The organism is Pseudomonas sp. NFX98, from assembly GCF_047784845.1.
In the GTDB taxonomy this organism is placed as follows: domain Bacteria; phylum Pseudomonadota; class Gammaproteobacteria; order Pseudomonadales; family Pseudomonadaceae; genus Aquipseudomonas.
The window spans coordinates 65,702-86,749 of the sequence record NZ_JBLNNF010000009.1 but is presented as its reverse complement, the minus strand read 5'-3'; the positions used below and the strand labels follow the sequence as shown (position 1 = coordinate 86,749).

Sequence of the window (21,048 nt, the reverse complement as noted above, 5' to 3'; positions counted from 1 at the left end):
AGCTGATGATGGAATGGATGAGCTGGACCGTCCCGACGGCGGCATTCTTTGGTGTGATCGGCTTGATCCTGGTCGGTATGACGACCTGGGAGTTGCGCTCGCCGAGTGTTCTTCGGCGTGGTTTTTTGCCGATTGCCACCACCCGTGGCGATCGGTTGTTTATCGGTCTTCTCGGCAGCGCCTACCTGCATTTGCTGGTAATTGGCGTCACCGACTGGAGCATCTGGGTAGCGTTCGCGTTGTCCCTGGTGTGGCTGTTGGCTGTGATGCGTTGGGGCTAGTCGAATCGCTCGGCAATGTTGCTCCGAAATTCAATAAGGAGGTCTCTATGTTCGACAAAAACAATAAGCTGCGACATAGCATTTCATTGGCAGCCATGCTGGCACTCAGCGGTTTGAGCGCTTCGGCCTGGGCCGATGCCTACGAAGATGCCGCGAAGAAATGGATCGGCGCTGAATTCAAGCCGTCCACCCTGACGGCCGATCAGCAACTCGAAGAGCTGAAGTGGTTCATCAAGGCGGCTGAGCCGTTTCGCGGGATGAGCATCAAGGTTGTATCGGAAACCATCGCCACCCACGAGTATGAATCCAAGGTGCTGGCCAAGGCATTCAGCGAGATCACCGGGATCAAGCTGACCCACGATCTGCTGCAGGAAGGCGACGTGGTTGAAAAACTGCAGACCCAGATGCAGTCGGACAAGAACATCTATGACGGCTGGGTCAACGACTCGGACCTGATCGGTACGCACTTTCGCTACGGCAAGACCGAATCGATCACCGACCTGATGGCCAACGAAGGCAAGAACTTCACTTCGCCGACCCTCGACATCAAGGACTTCATCGGTATCTCGTTCACCACCGCACCGGACGGCAAGATCTATCAGCTGCCCGACCAGCAGTTCGCCAACCTGTACTGGTTCCGTGCCGACTGGTTCGAACGCGCGGACCTGAAAGCCAAGTTCAAGGAAAAGTACGGCTACGAGTTGGGCGTACCGGTGAACTGGTCGGCCTATGAAGACATCGCCAAGTTCTTCACCGAAGACGTCAAGGAAATCGACGGCAAGCGCGTTTACGGGCACATGGACTACGGCAAGAAAGACCCGTCTCTGGGCTGGCGCTTCACCGACGCCTGGTTCTCCATGGCCGGTGGCGGTGACAAGGGCCTGCCGAACGGCTTGCCGGTGGACGAGTGGGGTATCCGCGTCGAGGATTGCCATCCGGTGGGTTCCAGCGTGACCCGTGGCGGCGACACCAACGGGCCGGCGGCCGTGTTCGCCACCACCAAGTACGTGGACTGGATGAAGAAATACGCGCCACCGGAAGCGGCGGGCATGACCTTCTCCGAATCGGGTCCAGTGCCATCGCAGGGCAACATCGCCCAGCAGATCTTCTGGTACACCGCGTTCACCGCCGACATGACCAAACCGGGCCTGGCAGTGATGAACGCCGATGGCACGCCGAAATGGCGTATGGCGCCGTCGCCGCGTGGTCCGTACTGGGAAGAGGGGATGAAACTGGGGTATCAGGACGTGGGTTCGTGGACGTTCATGAAGTCGACGCCTGAGAAACAGAAGCTGGCTGCCTGGCTGTATGCGCAGTTCGTGACCTCGAAAACCGTTTCGCTGAAGAAAACCATCGTTGGCCTGACGCCGATTCGCGAGTCGGACATCAACTCGCAAGCGATGACCGACCTGGCGCCGAAACTCGGTGGTCTGGTGGAGTTCTACCGCAGCCCGGCCCGCGTGCAATGGACCCCGACCGGGACCAACGTGCCGGATTATCCTCGCCTCGCGCAGTTGTGGTGGAGCCACATTGCTGAAGCCGCCAGCGGCGAGAAAACCCCCCAAGAGGCACTCGACGGTCTGGCCAAGGATCAGGACGCCATCATGTCCCGTCTGGAACGCTCGAAGGCCCAAGCCACCTGCGCCCCGAAAATGAACCCTGAGCGCGACGCGCAATACTGGTTCGACCAACCGGGCGCACCGAAGCCGAAACTGGCGAACGAGAAGCCTAAAGGCGAGACCGTAAGCTACGCCGAACTGCTGAAATCGTGGGAGGCGGCGCGCAAGTAAGCTGGTTGTATTGTGGAAGGCGAACGGCACCGGAAGGTGCCGTTTGCATTTTTGCCTGATGGACCGTGTTTTTCGAACAAGCCCGCACATAGTATTTCGGGGTGCCTGCAGAATTTGTGTACACCGCTAATCCTGTGGGAGCCGGGCTTGCCCGCGATAGCTGTGGGTCAGTCGATGAGGATGTTGGCTGTGCCGACCCCATCGCGAGCAGGCTCGCTCCCACATTGGTTTGGGTGATTCTGATGAATCACATGTGCAGCAGATGTGACTTCTACTTTTCGAAGGTACTTGGCAGGCCGTCTGACAGAGGAGCATCGATGTCGTCGGGAAGTGTGAGTTTGCCCTTCATGGCGCCAATCCGTTGTACGCGCGTTTTTTTCAAAGTGACTCTGCTTTGGCGTTCATCGGCTAACGCCTCGAGGCCGTCCATCAACTCTGAAAAAATATCTCGCTTCATGGTTCGCGATCTCCACTTGATAGTTGAGCTTCGAATTTAACTACAAATGGCTCCTGGCGGATGTCAGCCATTGCTCACCGCTTTGCAGGCAAACTCCGAAAAAAGGGAGGGGTTGAGGATCAAAAGATCACAGCCTTCGGCAGTTCCTACAGGGCGCACGCCATCCAAATGTAGGAGCTGCCGAAGGCTGCGATCTTTGGACGTTGAATCCCACAAACGCAAAAACGGCACCCGAAGGTGCCGTTTTTGTTTTCTACCGAGAGTCGCTTAAGCGATCAACCCGCCAGGCCCGATTGCTGAACCAGGTTCAGCAGCGGTTGTGGGTAGACGCCGAGGAAGAACGCGACCAGGGCGATGGCCAGCAGCATCACGCCGCCTGCCTTCTGTTCCCAGTGCAGTTGCGCATCGTGGCGACGCAGGTTCGGTTCGATCAGGTACAGGGTGACCATGACGCGCAGGTAGTAGAACACGCCGATGGCGCTGCCCAGTACCAGCGAGCCGACCAGCCACCATTGATGCGATTCAACACCGGTGGCGATGATGTAGAACTTGCCGATGAAGCCCGCGGTCAGCGGGATACCAGCGAGGGACAGCATCATCACGGTCAGTACGGCGGTCAGGTACGGACGGCGCCAGAACAGGCCGCGGTATTCGTACAGAGCGTCCGCGTCACGGCCGTTGTACGGCGAGGACATCAGGGTGATTACGCCGAAAGCGCCGAGGCTGGTGATCACGTAGGTGACCAGGTACACGCCGATGGCTTCCACGGCCAGACCCTTGCTCGCCACCAGGGCGATCAGCAGGTAACCGAAGTGGGCGATGGACGAGTAGCCCAGCAGACGCTTGAGGTTGCTCTGGGTCAGTGCCAGCAGGTTACCGAACAGGATCGACGCGATGGCAATGATGGTCAGCACGTCGCTCAGCACGCCGCTGCTTGCAGCTGGCGAGATCTGGAACAGACGCACCATCACGGCGAACACCGCAACCTTGGAAGCGGTAGCGAGGAACGCTGCAACCGGCGCCGGAGCACCTTCGTAAACGTCCGGCGTCCAGAGGTGGAACGGTACCAGCGACAGCTTGAACGCCAGACCGATCAGCATCATGCCCAGGCCCAGTTGCGCCAGCGAGCTTGGCAGGCCAGTCGCCGCCAGCGCCTGACCGATGCCGACGAAGCTCAGGGAACCCGAGTCTGCGTACAGCAGCGCCATACCGAACAACAGGAACGCCGAGCCGGCCGCCGACAGCACCATGTACTTGATGCCGGCTTCCAGCGAGCGCTTGTTGAAGAAGGCGTAAGCCACCAGACCGTAGACCGGCACCGACAGCAGTTCCAGACCGATGAACAACCCGGCCAGGTGCTGCGCGCTGACCAGAACCAGGCCACCGGCGGCGGCCATCAGGATCAGCAGGTACAGTTCTTCACGGTTGCCCGGGTAACCCGAACCGCCATCGCCGAGGTAGGCGTGGGCGAGGGTGACACAGGCAAGGGTGGCGACCAGAATCAGCGCCATGTACAGACAGGCGAAGGTGTCGATTTGCAGCAATGGCGTCACGGCCAATGGCGCGACTTTCAGGGCTGGCAGGATCGACAGCAAAGCCAGGTTCAAACCCGCCACGGAAATCAGGAAGGTCTGCGAGTGGTTGCGGCGCCAGGCGATTGCCAGCATCACCACGATAATGGTGAGGCTGGTAATCAACAGCGGCGCTAGCGCGATAAAGTGTTGAGTCGTGAATTCCATAGCGCTCTTACCGGGCCGAAGCGAGTTGAGTGAAGGCGGTGCCGAGCCACTGCTGCACGCCATGCATCGTCGCGGCAGAGGTATCGAGGAACGGTTGTGGGTACACGCCGATGTAGATCAGCAGTGCAGCCAGACCGACCACCATGATCAGTTCGCGACCGTCCATGCCATGCAGTACCGCGTCCGATTTGGCCGGGCCGAAGTACGCGCGGTGGATCATGATCAGCGAGTAGACCGAACCGAACACCAGGCCGGACGTTGCGATGATGGTGACCAACGGCGCAGCAGGGAAGGTGCCGATCAGGATCAGGAACTCGCCGACGAAGTTACCGGTACCCGGCAAGCCCAACGACGCGGCTGCGAAGAACAGGCTGAGGGCCGGCAGGTAAGCGATCTTCGACCACAGGCCGCCCATTTCACGCATTTCGCGGGTGTGGGTGCGTTCGTACAGCTGGCCACTCAGGATAAAGAGTGCCGCGGCCGACAGACCGTGCGCCAGCATCTGCATCACTGCGCCTTGCAGTGCCAGTTGGCTGCCGGAGTAGATGCCGATCAGTACGAAGCCCATGTGGGAAACGGACGAGAAGGCAATCAGACGCTTGATGTCGGTTTGCGCGAACGCCAGGAATGCACCGTAGAAGATCCCGATCAGACCCAGGGTCATGGCGATCGGCGCGAACTCGGCCGAAGCGTTCGGGAACAGCGGCAGGGCGAAACGCAGCAGGCCGTAGGCAGCGGTTTTCAGCAAGATACCGGCGAGGTCGACGGAACCCGCGGTCGGCGCCTGGGCGTGAGCGTCGGGCAACCAGGAGTGGAACGGTACGACCGGCAGCTTGACCGCGAAGGCGATGAAGAAGCCGAGCATCAGGATGTACTCGGTGGTCATCGACATCTTGGTTTTCAACAGATCGGCGTAGTTGAAGGTAATCACGCCGGTTTCGTTGAAGTTGACCAGTACCAGACCGAGGATCGCCACCAGCATGATCAGGCCGGAAGCCTGAGTGAAGATGAAGAACTTGGTCGCCGCGTAAATCCGGGTTTTCTTGCCGTCCGAAGAACTGTGACCCCAGAGCGCGATGAGGAAGTACATCGGCACCAGCATCATTTCCCAGAAGAAGAAGAACATGAACAGGTCGAGGGCGAGGAACACGCCGACGACACCGCCCAGGATCCACATCAGGTTCAGGTGGAAGAAGCCAACGTGACGCTGGATCTCTTTCCACGAGCAAAGTACCGAGAGAACACCCAGCAGACCGGTCAGCAGGATCATCAGCAGCGACAGGCCGTCGAGGGCCAGGTGCACGCTGATGCCGAAGCGCTGGATCCAGACGTGTTTGAACTCAATCACCCAGGTCGGATCGGCGCCAGGCGCCGGAGCAAATGAATAGTCGCCGTGGGCCCACAACCAGAGGCCGAGTGCGAGTTCCAGGGACATGGTCAACAGCGCAATCCAGCGCGGGAGGGTAGAGCCGAAGCGCTCACCCATCCAGCACAGAAGGCCGCCGATGAAGGGAATCAGGATTAGCCAAGGCAGAATCATGACGGGCTCGTTTCCTTTCGCAAATTCGCAAGGTTCATATCAGACCGCTACCAGCACGACGGCGCCAATTACCAGCACGGCACCCGCAGCCATCGAGGCGGCATACCAACGCAGTTGACCGGTCTCGGTACGGCTCAGGGCGGTGTGACCGCCTTTGGCCATGCGCGGGATCAGACCGATGGTCTGGTCGAGCGGGTCTTTGCGCAGGATGTGGCTGATCGCCAGGTAAGGCTTGACGAACAGTTTGTCGTAGATCCAGTCGAAGCCCCAGGCAGCGAACCACCAGGCCGAGAGGAAGCGACCGACGCCGCTGTTGGCGATGGCGGTGACGAAGCGACGCTTGCCGAGGAACAGCAGCGCAGCCAGCAGGATACCGGCCAGGGCGATGGCGCCCGACGCGATTTCCAGGCTGTGCTTGGCTTCGCCGCCGGCATGGCCGACGCTTTGCGGCAGCACACCGTGCAGCGGTGGAACGATCATCGCGCCGATGAAGGTCGACAGTACGATCAGCACCGACAGTGGCAGCCAGTGGGCAATGCCGTGACCGGCGTGGGCTTCGGTCTTCGCTTCACCGTGGAACGCGATGAAGATCAGGCGGAAGGTGTACAGCGAGGTCATGAACGCGCCAACCAGACCTGCGTAGAGCAGACCGTTGTTGCCGCTGGCGAACGCTTCCCAGAGGATTTCGTCCTTGGAGTAGAAGCCCGCAGTCACCAGAGGCAGGGCCGCCAGGGCCGCGCCGCCGACGATGAAGCTGGCGTAGGCCAGTGGCAGTTTCTTCCACAGACCGCCCATCTTGAAGATGTTCTGCTCGTGGTGGCAGGCAACGATCACCGCACCGGAAGCAAGGAACAACAGCGCCTTGAAAAAGGCGTGGGTCATCAGGTGGAAGATCGCGCCATCCCAGGCACCAACGCCCAGGGCCAGGAACATGTAGCCGATCTGGCTCATGGTCGAGTAGGCGAGGATACGCTTGATGTCGGTTTGAACCAGGGCTGCGAAGCCAGCCAGAACCAGGGTCACGCCGCCGACGATGCCGACAAGGTGCAGGATTTCCGGCGCCAGGGTGAACAGGCCGTGGGTACGGGCGATCAGGTAGACGCCCGCGGTCACCATGGTTGCGGCGTGGATCAGTGCCGAAACCGGAGTAGGACCGGCCATCGCATCCGCCAGCCAGGTTTGCAGCGGCAGTTGCGCGGATTTACCGACAGCGCCGCCCAGCAGCATCAGGGTGGCCATGACCATCCAGAAGTCGCCGGCCTGGAATTTCTGCGGTGCCAGCACCAGCAGTTCCTGAACGTTCAGCGTGCCCAGTTGGGCAAACAGAATGAACAGGCCGATGGCCATGAACACGTCACCGATACGGGTCACGATGAAGGCTTTGAGTGCGGCGTTACCGTTGTTGCGGTTGCTGTAGTAGAAACCGATCAACAGGTACGAGCACAGGCCCACGCCTTCCCAACCGAAGTACAGGAACAACAGGTTATCGCCCAGCACCAGGAACAGCATGCTCGCGATAAACAGGTTGGTGTAGGCGAAGAAGCGCGAGTAACCGGCTTCACCGCGCATGTACCAGGACGCGAACAGGTGGATCAGGAAGCCGACGCCAACGACCACGCCGAGCATGGTCACGGACAGGCCGTCCAGATACAGCGCGAAGTTCGGGGTGAAGCCTTCAACCGCCATCCACTGCCACAACACCTGGGTGTAGTGACCGCCTTGCGGCGGGGCGACGTTGAATTGCCAGATCACGTAGGCGGTAACGATTGCCGACAGACCGATGGAACCCACGCCGATCAGCGCGGCCAGGTTTTCCGAGATGCGTCCACGGGAGAACGACAGCAGCAGGAAACCAACGAGAGGGAATACGAAAGTCAGAAAGAGTAGGTTCATCCGCGCATCTCACTGGCAGCGTCGATATCGAGCGTGTGGAAGCGGCGATACAGTTGCAGCAGGATCGCCAGACCAATACTGGCCTCGGCGGCTGCCAGGCTGATCACCAGGATGAACATGATCTGTCCATCCGGCTGCGCCCAACGGCTACCGGCCACGATGAAGGCCAGTGCAGAGGCGTTCATCATCACTTCAAGACTCATCAACACAAACAAAATGTTGCGGCGGACCATCAGGCCGACCAGACCGAGGCAGAACAGGATGCCGGCGACCGCCAGACCATGCTCCATAGGGATAGCAGGCATCGTCATTGCTCCTTGGCTTCGTTGCGGCCCAAGTGGAACGCCGTGACGGCTGCGGCGAGCAGCAGCATCGAGGCGAGTTCGACCACCAGCAGGTAAGGACCGAACAGGCTGATGCCCACGGCCTTGGCGTCTACGGTGGTGTGGCCGACGGCTTCACCGGTCTGGTGGGAGAACAGCACATACAGCAGTTCCACCAGCAGCAGCGCGGCGAGGAGGACCGGGCCGCCCCAGATGCCGGGCTTGAGCCAGACGCGCTCTTGCTGAACCGAGGCCGGGCCAAGGTTCAGCATCATCACCACGAACACGAACAGCACCATGATGGCGCCAGCGTAGGCGATCACTTCCAGGACACCGGCAAACGGTGCGCCGAGGGCGAAGAACGTCATGGCCACGGCGATCAGCGAAATGATCAGGTAGAGCAGGGCGTGCACAGGGTTGGTGTTGGTGATCACGCGAAGCGTGGACACCACAGCGATACCCGATGCGAAATAGAAAGCGAATTCCATCTTTCTTCCTTAAGGCAGCAAGCTCTTCACGTTGATCGGTTCGGCTTCATTCTGCGCGGAGCCTTTCGGCTTCCCGGCAATCGCCATACCTGCAACACGATAGAAGTTGTAATCAGGGTTTTTGCCGGGGCCGGAGATCAGCAGATCTTCTTTCTCGTAAACCAGGTCCTGACGTTTGAACTCGGCCATTTCGAAATCCGGCGTGAGCTGGATCGCGGTGGTCGGGCAGGCTTCCTCGCAGAGGCCGCAGAAAATGCAGCGCGAGAAGTTGATACGGAAAAACTCCGGATACCAGCGACCGTCATCGGTTTCAGCTTTCTGCAGCGAGATGCAACCGACCGGGCACGCCACGGCGCACAGGTTGCAGGCTACACAACGCTCTTCGCCGTCAGGGTCGCGGGTCAGGACGATACGGCCACGGTAGCGCGGCGGCAGGTAGACCGGCTCTTCCGGGTACTGCAGCGTGTCGCGCTTGCGGAAGGCGTGGCCGAAAATCATCACCAGGCTGCGAAGCTGGGTGTAGAGGCCATGCACGATGTCAAATATGTACTTCATGATTCTCTATCCTCACTGAGCCGCGACGGCGGGCGTGTTGAGCAACACGATCGCAGCGGTCACCAGCATGTTGACGAGGGTCAGCGGCAAGCAGAACTTCCAGCTGAAATCCATCACCTGGTCATACCGTGGGCGCGGAATCGAGGCGCGCAGCAGGATGAACAGCATGATGAAGAACGCGGTTTTCAGTGCGAACCAGATGAACGGGATCTGCGGCAGGATGCCGAACGGACCGTGCCAGCCACCGAAGAACAAGGTCACCAGCAGCGCCGAGATCAGCACGATGCCGATGTACTCGCCGACGAAGAACATGCCCCATTTCATGCCGGCGTATTCAATGTGGTAACCGTCGGCCAGTTCCTGTTCCGCTTCCGGCTGGTCGAACGGGTGACGGTGAGTCACGGCCACGCCAGCGATGAAGAAGGTCAGGAAACCGAAGATCTGCGGAATGATGAACCACAGGTTCTGCGCCTGGTAATCCACGATGTCACGCATGTTGAACGAGCCGACCTGGATCACGATGCCCATCAGCGACAGGCCCATGAACACTTCGTACGACACGGTTTGCGCCGAGGCACGCAAGCTGCCCAACAGGGCGAACTTGTTGTTACTCGACCAACCGGCGAACAACACCGCGTAGACCGACAGACCGGCCATGGCGAAGAAGAACAGGATGCCGATGTTCAGGTCCGCCACGCCCCAGGTCGGGGTGATCGGGATGATCGCGAAGGCAATCAGCAGGGCGCTCATGGCGACTACCGGTGCCAGGGTGAAGATCATCTTGTCGGCGAATGGAGGCGTCCAGTCTTCCTTGAAGAACATCTTGATCATGTCGGCGGCGATCTGGAACGCGCCGAACGGGCCGACGCGGTTCGGACCGTAACGGTCCTGCCAGAGGGCGAGCAAACGACGCTCGACCCAGCTCAGCAGTGCGCCGCAAACCACCACGGCGAGCAGAATCACCACGGCCTTGAGGACCGCGATGATTACGTCGATCACTTCAGGAGTGAACAAGGTCATTGAGCTGCCTCCTGCAGACCGTCAACGGATTTGCCAAAGATCGCTGGTGGAATGCCGGCGATGCCCGCAGGCAATGCCACCAGACCTGCACCCAGTTCCTCATTGATACGCAGCGGCAGACGCAGGGTCTGACCAGCCACGTTCAGGCTCAGCATGGCGCCGTCGTTGACACCGAGGCGATCAGCTTCGGACTTGGCCAGAGCAACATAGGCAGCCGGGATGCGTTCCTGAACCGGAGCGGCTTTCGAAGAGTTCTCTTCGCTGCCGAACAGGTGGAAGAACGGCACAACCTGCCAGGTGCCCTGAGCCGGGTTGAACGCGCGCGGAACGCTGGCGAACCAGTTCAGCGAGTCACCGGTGCTTTCGATCAGGCGGGTGCCCGGGTCGCCAGCGCGGATGTGACCACCGACTTCGTCCTGGAACTTGTTCCAGGCTTGCGGCGAGTTCCAGCCCGGAGACCAGGCGAATGGCACTTGCTGACGCGGTTCAACCGAGCCCGAGTAACCTTCCATCGAGAAGGCGAACGCGGTGTCCTTGTCCTGCGGGGTACGCGGTTCATGCACGCTGATGTCAGCGCGCATGGCGGTACGACCGGAGTAACGCAGCGGTTCACGGGCCAGTTTCATGCCCTTGATGCGGAACGCGGCGGACGGTGCGGCATCGACAATGCGGTTCAGGATCGAAGTGCTGTCTGCGACAGCAGCGGTGACGTGGTCCAGTTGGGTCCAGTCAATCGGCTGGTTCAGCAGGGTAGCGCGCAGGGCATGCAGCCAGCGCCAGCCTTCGTGAACCAGGATGCTTGCGTCCATGTACTTCGGATCGAAAACCTGGAAGAAGCGCTGGGCGCGACCTTCCTGGCTGACCAGAGTACCGTCGCCTTCAGCGAAGCTGGCGGCTGGCAGGACCAGATGCGCGCGATCGCTCGTAGCGGTCTTCTGATGGTCGGCAACGATCAGCACTTTCGCGGCGGTCAGGGCGGCATCAACCTTGGCTTTGTCGGTACGGGTGTACAGATCGTTTTCCAGCACGACGATGGCGTCGGCCTTGCCATCGATCACGGCTTGCAGCGCAGCGTCGACCGATTCGCCACCGAGCATGGCCAGGCCGAGGCAGTTGGCCTCTGGCACGATCAGGCTGATGGAACCGTTCTTCTCGCGCAGCTTCAAGGCTTTGGCGATGTTCGCAGCCGCTTCGATCAGGGCTTTCGAGCCCAGGGAAGTACCGGCGATGATCAGTGGGCGCTTGGCCGCGAGCAGGGCGTCGGCGATGCGCTTGGCCAGTTCGAGGGCTTCAGCGTCCAGGCCTTCAACGGCTGGAGCGCTGGCGTCGAGGGCGTGAGCCACGGCGAAACCGATGCGGGCCAGGTCGTCGGGAGCGGCGTGAACGCACTCTTCGGCGATGTCGTCGAGCTTGGTTTCAGCCAGGCTGGCGATGAACAGCGGGTTCAGCGCGTGCTGACCGATGTTCTTCACCGCGGCGTCGAGCCATGGCTGGACGCGCATGGCGTCGGCCATGTCTTCGGCCTTGCCCTTGACCGATTGACGCAGGGACAAAGCCATGCGCGCAGCAGTCTGGGTCAGGTCCTCACCGAGGACGAACACGGCGTCGTGGTCTTCGATGTCGCGCATGTTCGGCACTGGCAGCGGGCTGTCTTTCAGCACTTGCAGAACCAGACGGATGCGCTCCAGTTCGGCAGCTTCGATACCCGAGTAGAAGTGCTCGGCACCGACCAGTTCGCGCAACGCGTAGTTGCTTTCGAGGCTGGCGCGAGGCGAACCGATACCGACGATGTTGCGACCGCGCAGCAGGTCAGCGGCTTTATCCAGCGCTTCGTCGAGGCTCAGCTTGGTGCCGTTGGCCAGCAGTGGCTGACGCGGGCGGTCTTCGCGGTTGACGTAGCCATAGCCAAAACGGCCACGGTCGCACAGGAAGTACTGGTTCACCGAACCGTTGAAACGGTTTTCGATGCGACGCAGTTCGCCGTAACGTTCACCCGGGGAGATGTTGCAACCGCTGGAGCAGCCATGGCAGATGCTCGGCGAGAACTGCATGTCCCACTTGCGGTTGTAGCGCTCGGAGTGAGTCTTGTCGGTGAACACACCGGTCGGGCAGACCTCGGTGAGGTTGCCGGAGAACTCGCTTTCCAGGGTGCCGTCTTCAACGCGACCGAAGTACACGTTGTCGTGGGCGCCGAATACACCGAGGTCGGTGCCGCCAGCGTAGTCTTTATAGAAGCGCACGCAGCGGTAGCAAGCGATGCAGCGGTTCATCTCGTGGGAAATGAACGGGCCCAGTTGCTGGTTCTGGTGGGTACGCTTGGTGAAGCGGTAACGGCGCTCGTTGTGGCCGGTCATTACCGTCATGTCTTGCAGGTGGCAGTGACCGCCTTCTTCACAGACCGGGCAGTCGTGAGGGTGATTGGTCATCAGCCATTCGACAACACTGGCGCGGAAGGCCTTGGATTCTTCATCTTCGATGGAGATCCAGGTGTTGTCGGTGGCAGGGGTCATGCAGGACATGACGATACGACCACGGGTGTCGTTCTCGTCGGTGTACTGCTTGACCGCGCACTGGCGGCAAGCGCCAACGCTGCCTAGGGCAGGGTGCCAGCAGAAATACGGAATATCGAGGCCCAGAGACAGACATGCCTGTAACAGGTTGTCTGCCCCATCGACTTCGAGCGCTTTGCCGTCTACGTGGATAGTGGCCATGGTTCAAAGTTCTTCGTTGGCCCGATGTCAGCGGGCGTGGCTAATGGAATCTTGTTATCCGCGTGAATCAACACAGCCGTTAAAGGCGTCATCACACGAAAAGCGAAGGGCACGGACCCTTCGCTTTTTTTAAGCATTTACGCGCCGACTACGATCGGCCTTGCCAGAGGCGGGACGGCGGCGCTGACAGGCGCGATACCGGCTTCGAACTCTGGACGGAAGTATTTGATTGCGCTGCCCAACGGCTCCACGGCGCCCGGTGCGTGAGCACAGAAGGTCTTGCCTGGGCCGAGGAAACCGACCAGACCCAGCAGGGTCTCGATGTCGCCTGGCTGACCTTCGCCGTTCTCGATGGCCATCAGGAGCTTGACGCTCCATGGCAAACCATCGCGGCACGGGGTGCAGAAACCACAGGACTCGCGGGCGAAGAACTGCTCCATGTTGCGCAGCAGGGACACCATGTTGACGCTGTCGTCCACCGCCATGGCCAGGCCGGTACCCATACGGGTGCCCACTTTGGCGATGCCGCCGGCGTACATTTGTGCGTCCAGGTGTTCCGGCAACAGGAAACCGGTACCGGCGCCGCCAGGCTGCCAGCACTTGAGCTTGTAACCGTCGCGCATCCCACCGGCGTAGTCTTCGAACAGCTCGCGACCGGTGACGCCGAACGGCAGTTCCCACAGGCCCGGGTTCTTCACTTTGCCGGAGAAGCCCATGAGCTTGGTGCCCATGTCTTCGCTGCCTTCGCGGGCCAACGATTTGTACCAGTCCACGCCGTCGGCAATGATCGCCGGCACGTTGCACAGGGTTTCAACGTTGTTCACGCAAGTCGGCTTGCCCCACACGCCAACGGCGGCAGGGAAGGGCGGCTTGGAGCGCGGGTTGGCGCGGCGGCCTTCGAGGGAGTTGATCAGTGCGGTTTCTTCACCGCAGATGTAACGCCCGGCGCCGGTGTGGACGAACAGCTCGAAATCGAAGCCGCTGCCCAGGATGTTCTTGCCCAGCAGGCCCGCTGCCTTGGCTTCTTCCACGGCACGGTTGAGGTGCTTGGCGGCGGTGGTGTATTCGCCACGCAGGAAGATGTAGCCACGGTAGGTTTTCAGTGCGCGGGCACTGATCAGCATGCCTTCGATCAGCAGATGGGGCAGTTGCTCCATCAGCATGCGGTCTTTCCAGGTGTTCGGCTCCATTTCATCCGCGTTGCACAGCAGGTAGCGGATGTTGATGGATTCGTCCTTGGGCATCAGGCCCCACTTCACGCCAGTGGGGAAGCCTGCACCACCGCGGCCTTTAAGGCCGGCGTCTTTCACGGTCTGGACGATGTCGTCCTGAGCCATGTCGGCGAAGGCTTTGCGCGCAGCCGCGTAACCGTTCTTGGCCTGGTACTCGTCGAGCCATACGGCTTCGCCGTCGTCACGCAGACGCCAGGTGAGCGGGTGAGTCTCGGCCGAACGCTTGATGCGGTTGGCTGGACCGAAAGAAGTCAGGGTCATACGTAGCCCTCGAGCAATTTGGCAACGCCTGCTGGCTGCACATCACCGAAAGTGTCGTCGTCGATCATCAACGCCGGCGCCTTGTCGCAGTTGCCGAGGCAGCAGACCGGCAGCAGGGTGAAACGACCGTCGGTGGTGGTCTGACCCAGGCCGATGCCGAGTTTGCTCTGGATTTCGCTGACCACCGACTCGTGGCCGCCGATGTAGCAGACCATACTGTCGCAGACGCGAATGATGTGACGGCCGACCGGTTGACGGAAAATCTGGCTATAGAAAGTCGCCACGCCTTCAACGTCGCTGGCCGGGATGCCGAGGATCTCGCCGATGGCGTACAGGGCGCCATCCGGCACCCAGCCACGTTCCTTCTGGACGATCTTCAGGGCTTCGATCGACGCCGCGCGCGGGTCTTCGTAGTGATGCAGCTCGTGCTCGATGGCCGAGCGCTCGGTTTCGCTCAGGGCGAAACGGTCTGTCTGGATAAGCGTGCTGTTCATGCTTAGCGGTCCACGTCGGCCATAACGAAATCGATACTACCCAGGTACGCGATCAAGTCCGCGACCATGCTGCCTTTGATCACCGAAGGGATCTGCTGCAGGTGCGGGAAGCTTGGGGTACGAATCCGGGTGCGGTAGCTCATGGTGCCGCCATCGCTCGTCAGGTAATAACTGTTGATGCCCTTGGTCGCTTCGATCATCTGGAAGGATTCGTTGGCCGGCATGACCGGGCCCCACGAAACTTGCAGGAAGTGCGTGATCAAGGTCTCGATGTGCTGCAGGGTGCGCTCTTTCGGCGGCGGCGTGGTCAGCGGGTGATCCGCCTTGTACGGGCCTTCCGGCATGTTGCGCATGCACTGCTCGATGATCTTGATGCTCTGGCGCATCTCCTCGACGCGCACGATGCAGCGGTCGTAGGCATCGCCATTGGCCGCCAGCGGCACTTCGAACTCGAAGTTCTCGTAGCCCGAGTAAGGGCGCGCTTTACGCAGGTCGAAATCGCAACCGGTCGAACGCAGGCCAGCACCAGTGACACCCCATTCCAGGGCTTGCTTGGTGTTGTAGTCGGCGACGCCGATGGTCCGGCCACGCAGGATGCTGTTGTCCAGTGCGGCTTTCTGGTATTCGTCCAGACGCTTGGGCATCCACTCGACGAAATCTTTAACCAGTTTTTCCCAGCCGCGCGGCAGGTCGTGGGCGACGCCACCGATGCGGTACCAGGCCGGGTGCAGACGGAAACCGGTAATGGCTTCGATCACCGTGTACGCGCGCTGACGGTCGGTAAAGGTGAAGAACACCGGGGTCATGGCGCCGACGTCCTGGATATAGGTACCCAGGAACAGCAGGTGGCTGGTGATCCGGAAGAACTCGGCCATCATGATGCGGATGACGTCGACCTTCTCTGGCACCTTGATGCCGGCCAGCTTCTCGACCGAGAGCACGTACGGCAGGTTGTTCATCACGCCGCCGAGGTAGTCGATACGGTCGGTGTACGGGATGAAGCTGTGCCAGGACTGACGCTCGGCCATCTTCTCGGCACCACGGTGGTGGTAGCCGACGTCCGGTACGCAGTCGACGATCTCTTCACCGTCCAGCTGCAGGATGATGCGGAACGCACCGTGCGCCGAAGGGTGGTTCGGGCCGAGGTTGAGGAACATGTAGTCCTCGTTCGGGCCGGAACGTTTCATGCCCCAGTCTTCCGGCTTGAAGCGCGCGGACTCTTCCTCGAGCTGCTGCTTGGCCAGGTTCAGGGTGAACGGGTCGAACTCGGTGGCGCGCGCCGGGAAGTCCTTGCGCAGCGGGTGACCTTCCCACGTCGGCGGCATCATGATGCGCGTCAGGTGCGGGTGGCCTTTGAAGTCGATGCCGTACATGTCCCAGACTTCACGCTCGTACCAGTTGGCGTTCGGCCAGATGCTGGTGACGGTCGGCAGGCTGAGGTCGCTCTCGGACAAGGCGACTTTGATCATGACGTCACTATTACGTTCGATCGACATCAAGTGATAGAACACAGAGAAGTCGACGCCGTTCGGCAACCCTTGACGCTTGGTGCGCAGACGCTCGTCCACGCCGTGCAGGTCATAGAGCATGACGTACGGCTTGGGCAGGTTGCGCAGGAAAGTCAGGACTTCGACGAGTTTGGCGCGGGCAACCCAAAGCACCGGCATGCCGGTGCGGGTAGCCTGGGCGGTGAACGCCTCGGGGCCAAAACGGTTGTTCAGTTCGACGACCACATCCTGGTCGTCTGCCTTGTAAGGCGGGATGTACAGAGCACTGCCTGTAGTCATGGTTATTTTATCGCTTTCGGTCAACGTAAAGAATGAAGCCAGTTTCTCGTTCTATTAAAGAAGCAGATCTGGATCAGACTTCGTCGGGGCTGCGCAGGTTGGTGACTGCGATTCGCTGTTCGCGGCGCTTTTCCTTTTCGGAAGGCATCTCGGCGCGATACACGCCTTGATCGCCAACGACCCAGGAAAGCGGGCGACGCTCCTGGCCAATCGACTCCTGCAACAGCATCAAGCCTTGCAGAAAAGCTTCTGGACGGGGCGGGCAGCCAGGTACGTAGACGTCCACGGGCAGGAACTTGTCCACCCCTTGAACGACAGAGTAGATGTCGTACATGCCACCGGAGTTGGCGCACGAACCCATGGAAATGACCCATTTAGGTTCGAGCATTTGCTCGTAGAGACGCTGAATGATCGGCGCCATCTTGATGAAGCAGGTACCGGCGATAACCATGAAATCCGCCTGACGCGGCGATGCCCGGATAACCTCGGCGCCAAAGCGCGCGATGTCGTGGGGCGCCGTGAAGGCGGTGGTCATTTCCACATAGCAGCACGAAAGACCGAAGTTATACGGCCACAGGGAGTTCTTGCGCCCCCAGTTGATCGTGCCGTTAAGCACGTCTTCGAGCTTGCCCATGAAAATGTTTTTGTGGACTTGATCTTCTAACGGATCGGAAACGGTTTCCCGTTGGCCAATCGGATACTGCTCGTTAGGAGCATCGGGGTCGATCCTGGTGAGATTGTATTGCATTGCCAAAGCCTCATTGTTTCAGCTTCGCTTGCCGCTTGCGCCGAGCTTCCGGAGCCCAGTCAAGGGCGCCCACTCGGAATAGGTAGACAAGACCTGCCAACAGAATTGCTATGAAAACGAGAGCTTCGACGAATCCGGTCCAGCCGCTTTCGCGGACGGACACAGACCATGCAAAGAGAAAGAGGGCTTCGATATCGAAGATCACGAACAACATCGCGACCAGATAGAATTTGGCTGAGAGCCGCAAGCGGGCGCCACCTGTAGGTAGCATGCCGGACTCGAACGGTTCGTTTTTGCTGCGGCCCCAGGCTTTTGACCCGAGGAGGCTGGAGACGCCCAGCATAAAGGCACAGAGGCCGATGACGCCTAGAAGGAAAATGGCAAAGCCCCAGTTGTGGGCCATGAGTCCTGTCGCTTCGGGCATGCTGGTAATCCTTAACAGAGAGCAAAGGTCTCTGAGCTTGAAAAAGAACAAAGCAGTGACGATGTGTCGCAGCAATCAATCCCGCTGATTTTATGGCTAAACACCCGGCAAGTAAAATTCCTGTAGCGAAATTATTTATAGGAATAAGGACATTACGTACCCTCAAAGCCCTGTAACCCTTGGCCCGTGGGCATTAGCCGGCATTTCGTCAATTATGTTTTGTAGGGAATGTAAGGAACATAGTTGCAGCTAAATGATAATCAATATTATTTGGCTCGGTTTTTAAACTGTTTATTCGGCAAGTGCGCCGGAAGTTGCCTTATATGCGCGTTACTGCAAGTAGCGGCGGGGCGTGTTTTAGCGGATTTTTCTCACGTCGATGCCGCGCTGGATCAATTTTTTTGCCGGTTGTCACGGACCCTTGTAGGAGCTGTCGAGTGAAACGAGGCTGCGATCTTTCAAAGGCAAGATCAAAAGATCGCGGCCTCGTTTCACTCGACAGCTCCTACAGGGTTTTGTGGTGTTTGGTAAATCGCACGCAAAAAAAACGCCCCGAACCAATCGGGGCGTCAGATGTGCGGCGTCGCGGTTTCTAATCGGTCCGCAACGGCCGTTTGCTCAGGTGAAGCAGATCAGTGGAACTGTTCTTCTTCAGTCGAACCGGTCAGTGCGGTAACCGAAGACGAGCCACCCTGGATCACGGTGGTCATGTCGTCGAAGTAGCCGGTGCCCACTTCCTGCTGGTGAGCCACGAAGGTGTAGCCTTTCGAAGCGTCAGCGAATTCCTGCTCTTGCAGCTTCACGTAGGCAGTCATGTCGTTGCGGGCGTAGTCGTGCGCCAGGTTGAACATGCTGTGCCACATGTTGTGAATGCCGGCCAGGGTGATGAACTGGTGCTTGTAACCCATGGCAGACAGTTCGCGCTGGAACTTGGCGATGGTCGCGTCGTCCAGGTTTTTCTTCCAGTTGAAGGAAGGCGAGCAGTTGTACGACAGCAGTTGGTCCGGGTATTCCTTCTTGATCGCTTCAGCGAAGCGACGAGCTTCGTCCAGGTCCGGCTTGGCGGTTTCGCACCAGATCAGGTCGGCGTACGGAGCGTAAGCCAGGCCGCGAGCGATAGCCTGGTCCAGGCCGGCGCGCACTTTGTAGAAACCTTCCTGGGTACGTTCGCCAGTCACGAATGGCTGGTCGTACGGGTCGCAGTCCGAAGTCAGCAGGTCAGCGGCGTTTGCGTCGGTACGGGCCAGGATGATGGTCGGAGTACCGGCAACGTCAGCAGCCAGACGAGCAGCGGTCAGCTTCTGTACGGCTTCCTGGGTTGGAACCAGTACTTTGCCGCCCATGTGGCCGCATTTCTTCACGGAAGCCAGTTGGTCTTCGAAGTGAACGCCGGCGGCGCCTGCTTCGATCATGCTCTTCATCAGCTCGTAAGCGTTCAGTACGCCGCCGAAACCGGCTTCAGCGTCCGCAACGATTGGCGCGAAGTAGTCGATGTAGCCGTCGTCGCCCGGGTTCTTGCCGGCTTTCCACTGGATCTGGTCGGCACGACGGAACGAGTTGTTGATGCGCTTGACCACGGTTGGAACCGAGTCCACCGGGTACAGCGACTGGTCCGGGTACATCGATTCGGCGGAGTTGTTGTCCGCAGCCACTTGCCAGCCCGACAGGTAGATCGCCTGGATACCGGCTTTGACTTGTTGCACAGCCTGGCCGCCGGTCAGGGCGCCCATGCAGTTGACGAAATCTTTCTCAGGACGGAAGGCTGGCTTGGCACCCTGGGTAACCAGGTTCCACAGCTTCTCGGCGCCCATTTTTGCAAAGGTGTGCTCAGGTTGAACCGAGCCACGCAGGCGGACGACGTCAGCAGCGGAGTAAGTGCGTGTCACGCCTTTCCAGCGCGGGTTTTCAGCCCAGTCTTTTTCGAGGGCTGCAATTTGCTGTTCGCGTGTCAGTGCCATGGGAGATAAACCTCGTCGCGTCTTTATGAAAAGTTGTTCTGCGGTGGAAAATTCCTGCGCTCGCTGACCAGAAGCTTAGGCGGTCAAGTCGGATTCGGCGGGGATGGCGACGGGATGAACGATGGGCTCGAGGGGAAGTGAGCAGGTAAGGGCGAACTGGCGGGCGCATTCGGGCGTCGTGGGCCTTTATACGAACTTCAGTGTGATGCCGGGTTTACCTAAATACGCTTCCGTCCCTCGGGACAACTTCGTTCCAGTCGGCAACCTCGTCAAACACACCTTGTGGGCGGTACAGACACGAAGCGGTTCGCGGGGTAGGTGCGAACATCGCCTCGAAGGCCCTTGCCAGGGCCCCTGATTAGCGGGAGCGAGGCCATCATGCCTTCGCTTTTTTGGCTCGTCAAACGTTTTGTAGTGCTTTTTTTCAAGCACTACATCTTTGGTCTAATACGACTCGTCAGTCAGTTTTCGGTGCCTTAGTCCAAAGTGTCGACCTTCACCCGCAAGGTCATATCGTTACGGCTCTGAGTCGAGTAACTGCGGGCCACGCCCTGTTTATCGGCTTGTGTCTGGCCGTTGGTACCGGCCAGCAGGATCCATTCGCCGAGGCGACCAGTGACGGTTGTGTCGGTACTTTGCACGTTCACTACATCGGGACGTTCCTGGCTCATGCGGTCACGGTTGGTACTGATCGACAGATGAACGATCTCGCCGGTGACGTTGGCCGTGACGTAGAAACCCTGAGTGACGTTGCGATACTCGGTCTGGCTGCGCAGGTCGCCATAGGAATCGGTCTGGGTGCTGGTCAGCGGCACGCTCTGGCCGACCTGGATCAGTGCTGGCATGCCGTCAGTCGCCTGGACTTGCTGAATGCCGCCGTCGCGGCTATCGGTACTGCGATTGATGATGCGGGTCTGGCTGGGCTTTGCACCGTTCACCGAGTAACCCTGATCGCCCTGGAAGTTGTTTTCGTTGGTATCGACGGTGATCAGCAGGCGTTTTGGCGCAGTATCGAGTTGGCCAATCAAGGCCTTAAGTTCGTCGATTTTGCGTTGATCAGCGTTGACGATGAGCTGATTGCCATAGGCGCTGACGGTGCCTTCCTTGCCGATGAAATCCTGCGCCACGGGCAGCATGTCCGCACTGGTGTGGTAATTCAAAGGCACGATTTCAGTGGCTGCCATGACCGAAAAACTGCAGCTCACCAGCAGCGTGGTGAGCAAGGTGCGTAGGGACATATCCGTTATCTCCGCCAACTTCAAAGTGTTGATATTGCCAGTTTGTCGGCCCGAGGAGGGGCAAGTTGAATGGTAGACAGCAAAACGCCCCGGCATCGCGTGATGTCGG

17 protein-coding genes and 1 pseudogene are annotated in these 21,048 nt (G+C 59.6%); 2 read left to right on the top strand and 16 right to left on the bottom strand.

Annotated features, from left to right (window positions below; genetic code table 11):
* Nucleotides 1–8: 8 nt before the first annotated feature.
* Together ACM110_RS13895 and ACM110_RS13890 are read left to right on the top strand one after the other, a co-directional pair.
* Nucleotides 9–281 carry a DUF2160 domain-containing protein gene (locus ACM110_RS13895; protein WP_056854889.1) on the top strand — a complete coding sequence of 91 codons (273 nt, stop codon included), beginning with the start codon at nt 9–11 and terminating at the stop codon, nt 279–281.
* A gap of 47 nt (nt 282–328) precedes the next feature.
* Entirely contained in the window at nt 329–2,071 is a 1,743-nt protein-coding gene (locus tag ACM110_RS13890; protein WP_338581890.1) for an ABC transporter substrate-binding protein, read from the top strand.
* Between the two features lie 361 nt (nt 2,072–2,432).
* Here the strand turns inward: ACM110_RS13890 and ACM110_RS13885 are convergent.
* From ACM110_RS13885 to ACM110_RS13810, 16 genes and pseudogenes are all read right to left on the bottom strand, one after another.
* Nucleotides 2,433–2,528: pseudogene (locus ACM110_RS13885) on the bottom strand (transcriptional regulator); the annotation flags it as partial.
* Between the two features lie 275 nt (nt 2,529–2,803).
* On the bottom strand, nt 2,804–4,267 hold the full coding sequence (gene nuoN / locus ACM110_RS13880) for an NADH-quinone oxidoreductase subunit NuoN (RefSeq protein ID WP_150701295.1): 1,464 nt from the start codon (nt 4,265–4,267) through the stop codon (nt 2,804–2,806).
* 7 nt (nt 4,268–4,274) lie between these two features.
* Nucleotides 4,275–5,807, bottom strand: coding sequence for an NADH-quinone oxidoreductase subunit M (gene nuoM / locus ACM110_RS13875; protein WP_416128195.1), 1,533 nt, complete (start codon nt 5,805–5,807; stop codon nt 4,275–4,277).
* Nucleotides 5,808–5,846: 39 nt separating this feature from the next.
* Entirely contained in the window at nt 5,847–7,700 is a 1,854-nt protein-coding gene (gene nuoL / locus ACM110_RS13870; RefSeq protein WP_416128194.1) for an NADH-quinone oxidoreductase subunit L, read from the bottom strand.
* A complete protein-coding gene (gene nuoK / locus ACM110_RS13865; protein ID WP_007946416.1) occupies nt 7,697–8,005 on the bottom strand; it encodes an NADH-quinone oxidoreductase subunit NuoK in 309 nt (102 codons plus the stop codon). The genes nuoL and nuoK overlap by 4 nt, the downstream gene beginning before the upstream one ends.
* 2 nt (nt 8,006–8,007) lie before the next feature.
* Entirely contained in the window at nt 8,008–8,511 is a 504-nt protein-coding gene (gene nuoJ, locus ACM110_RS13860; RefSeq protein ID WP_007970450.1) for an NADH-quinone oxidoreductase subunit J, read from the bottom strand.
* A gap of 9 nt (nt 8,512–8,520) precedes the next feature.
* Entirely contained in the window at nt 8,521–9,066 is a 546-nt protein-coding gene (nuoI, locus tag ACM110_RS13855; protein ID WP_338581887.1) for an NADH-quinone oxidoreductase subunit NuoI, read from the bottom strand.
* 12 nt (nt 9,067–9,078) lie between these two features.
* Nucleotides 9,079–10,086 carry an NADH-quinone oxidoreductase subunit NuoH gene (nuoH, locus tag ACM110_RS13850; protein ID WP_416128193.1) on the bottom strand — a complete coding sequence of 336 codons (1,008 nt, stop codon included), beginning with the start codon at nt 10,084–10,086 and terminating at the stop codon, nt 9,079–9,081.
* A complete protein-coding gene (nuoG, locus tag ACM110_RS13845; protein WP_416128192.1) occupies nt 10,083–12,797 on the bottom strand; it encodes an NADH-quinone oxidoreductase subunit NuoG in 2,715 nt (904 codons plus the stop codon). The genes nuoH and nuoG overlap by 4 nt, the downstream gene beginning before the upstream one ends.
* A 137-nt stretch (nt 12,798–12,934) precedes the next feature.
* Nucleotides 12,935–14,290 carry an NADH-quinone oxidoreductase subunit NuoF gene (nuoF, locus tag ACM110_RS13840; RefSeq protein ID WP_095059544.1) on the bottom strand — a complete coding sequence of 452 codons (1,356 nt, stop codon included), beginning with the start codon at nt 14,288–14,290 and terminating at the stop codon, nt 12,935–12,937.
* Nucleotides 14,287–14,784: an NADH-quinone oxidoreductase subunit NuoE gene (gene nuoE, locus ACM110_RS13835; RefSeq protein WP_007981272.1), complete on the bottom strand. Its 498-nt coding sequence runs from the start codon at nt 14,782–14,784 to the stop codon at nt 14,287–14,289. Before nuoE ends, nuoF begins: the two co-directional genes overlap by 4 nt.
* Nucleotides 14,785–14,786: 2 nt before the next feature.
* Nucleotides 14,787–16,571, bottom strand: a complete 1,785-nt coding sequence (nuoC, locus tag ACM110_RS13830; RefSeq protein ID WP_338581884.1) for an NADH-quinone oxidoreductase subunit C/D — start codon at nt 16,569–16,571, stop codon at nt 14,787–14,789.
* Nucleotides 16,572–16,644: 73 nt separating this feature from the next.
* The gene (locus ACM110_RS13825) at nt 16,645–17,319 is read right to left on the bottom strand and encodes a NuoB/complex I 20 kDa subunit family protein (protein WP_046037844.1); all 675 of its coding nucleotides are present in this window, start codon (nt 17,317–17,319) and stop codon (nt 16,645–16,647) included.
* Nucleotides 17,320–17,329: 10 nt separating this feature from the next.
* The gene (locus tag ACM110_RS13820; RefSeq protein WP_077045930.1) at nt 17,330–17,743 is read right to left on the bottom strand and encodes an NADH-quinone oxidoreductase subunit A; all 414 of its coding nucleotides are present in this window, start codon (nt 17,741–17,743) and stop codon (nt 17,330–17,332) included.
* Between the two features lie 632 nt (nt 17,744–18,375).
* Entirely contained in the window at nt 18,376–19,701 is a 1,326-nt protein-coding gene (aceA, locus tag ACM110_RS13815) for an isocitrate lyase (RefSeq protein ID WP_034146910.1), read from the bottom strand.
* Between the two features lie 476 nt (nt 19,702–20,177).
* Nucleotides 20,178–20,939: a secretin N-terminal domain-containing protein gene (locus tag ACM110_RS13810; protein WP_416128191.1), complete on the bottom strand. Its 762-nt coding sequence runs from the start codon at nt 20,937–20,939 to the stop codon at nt 20,178–20,180.
* Nucleotides 20,940–21,048 lie beyond the last annotated feature (109 nt).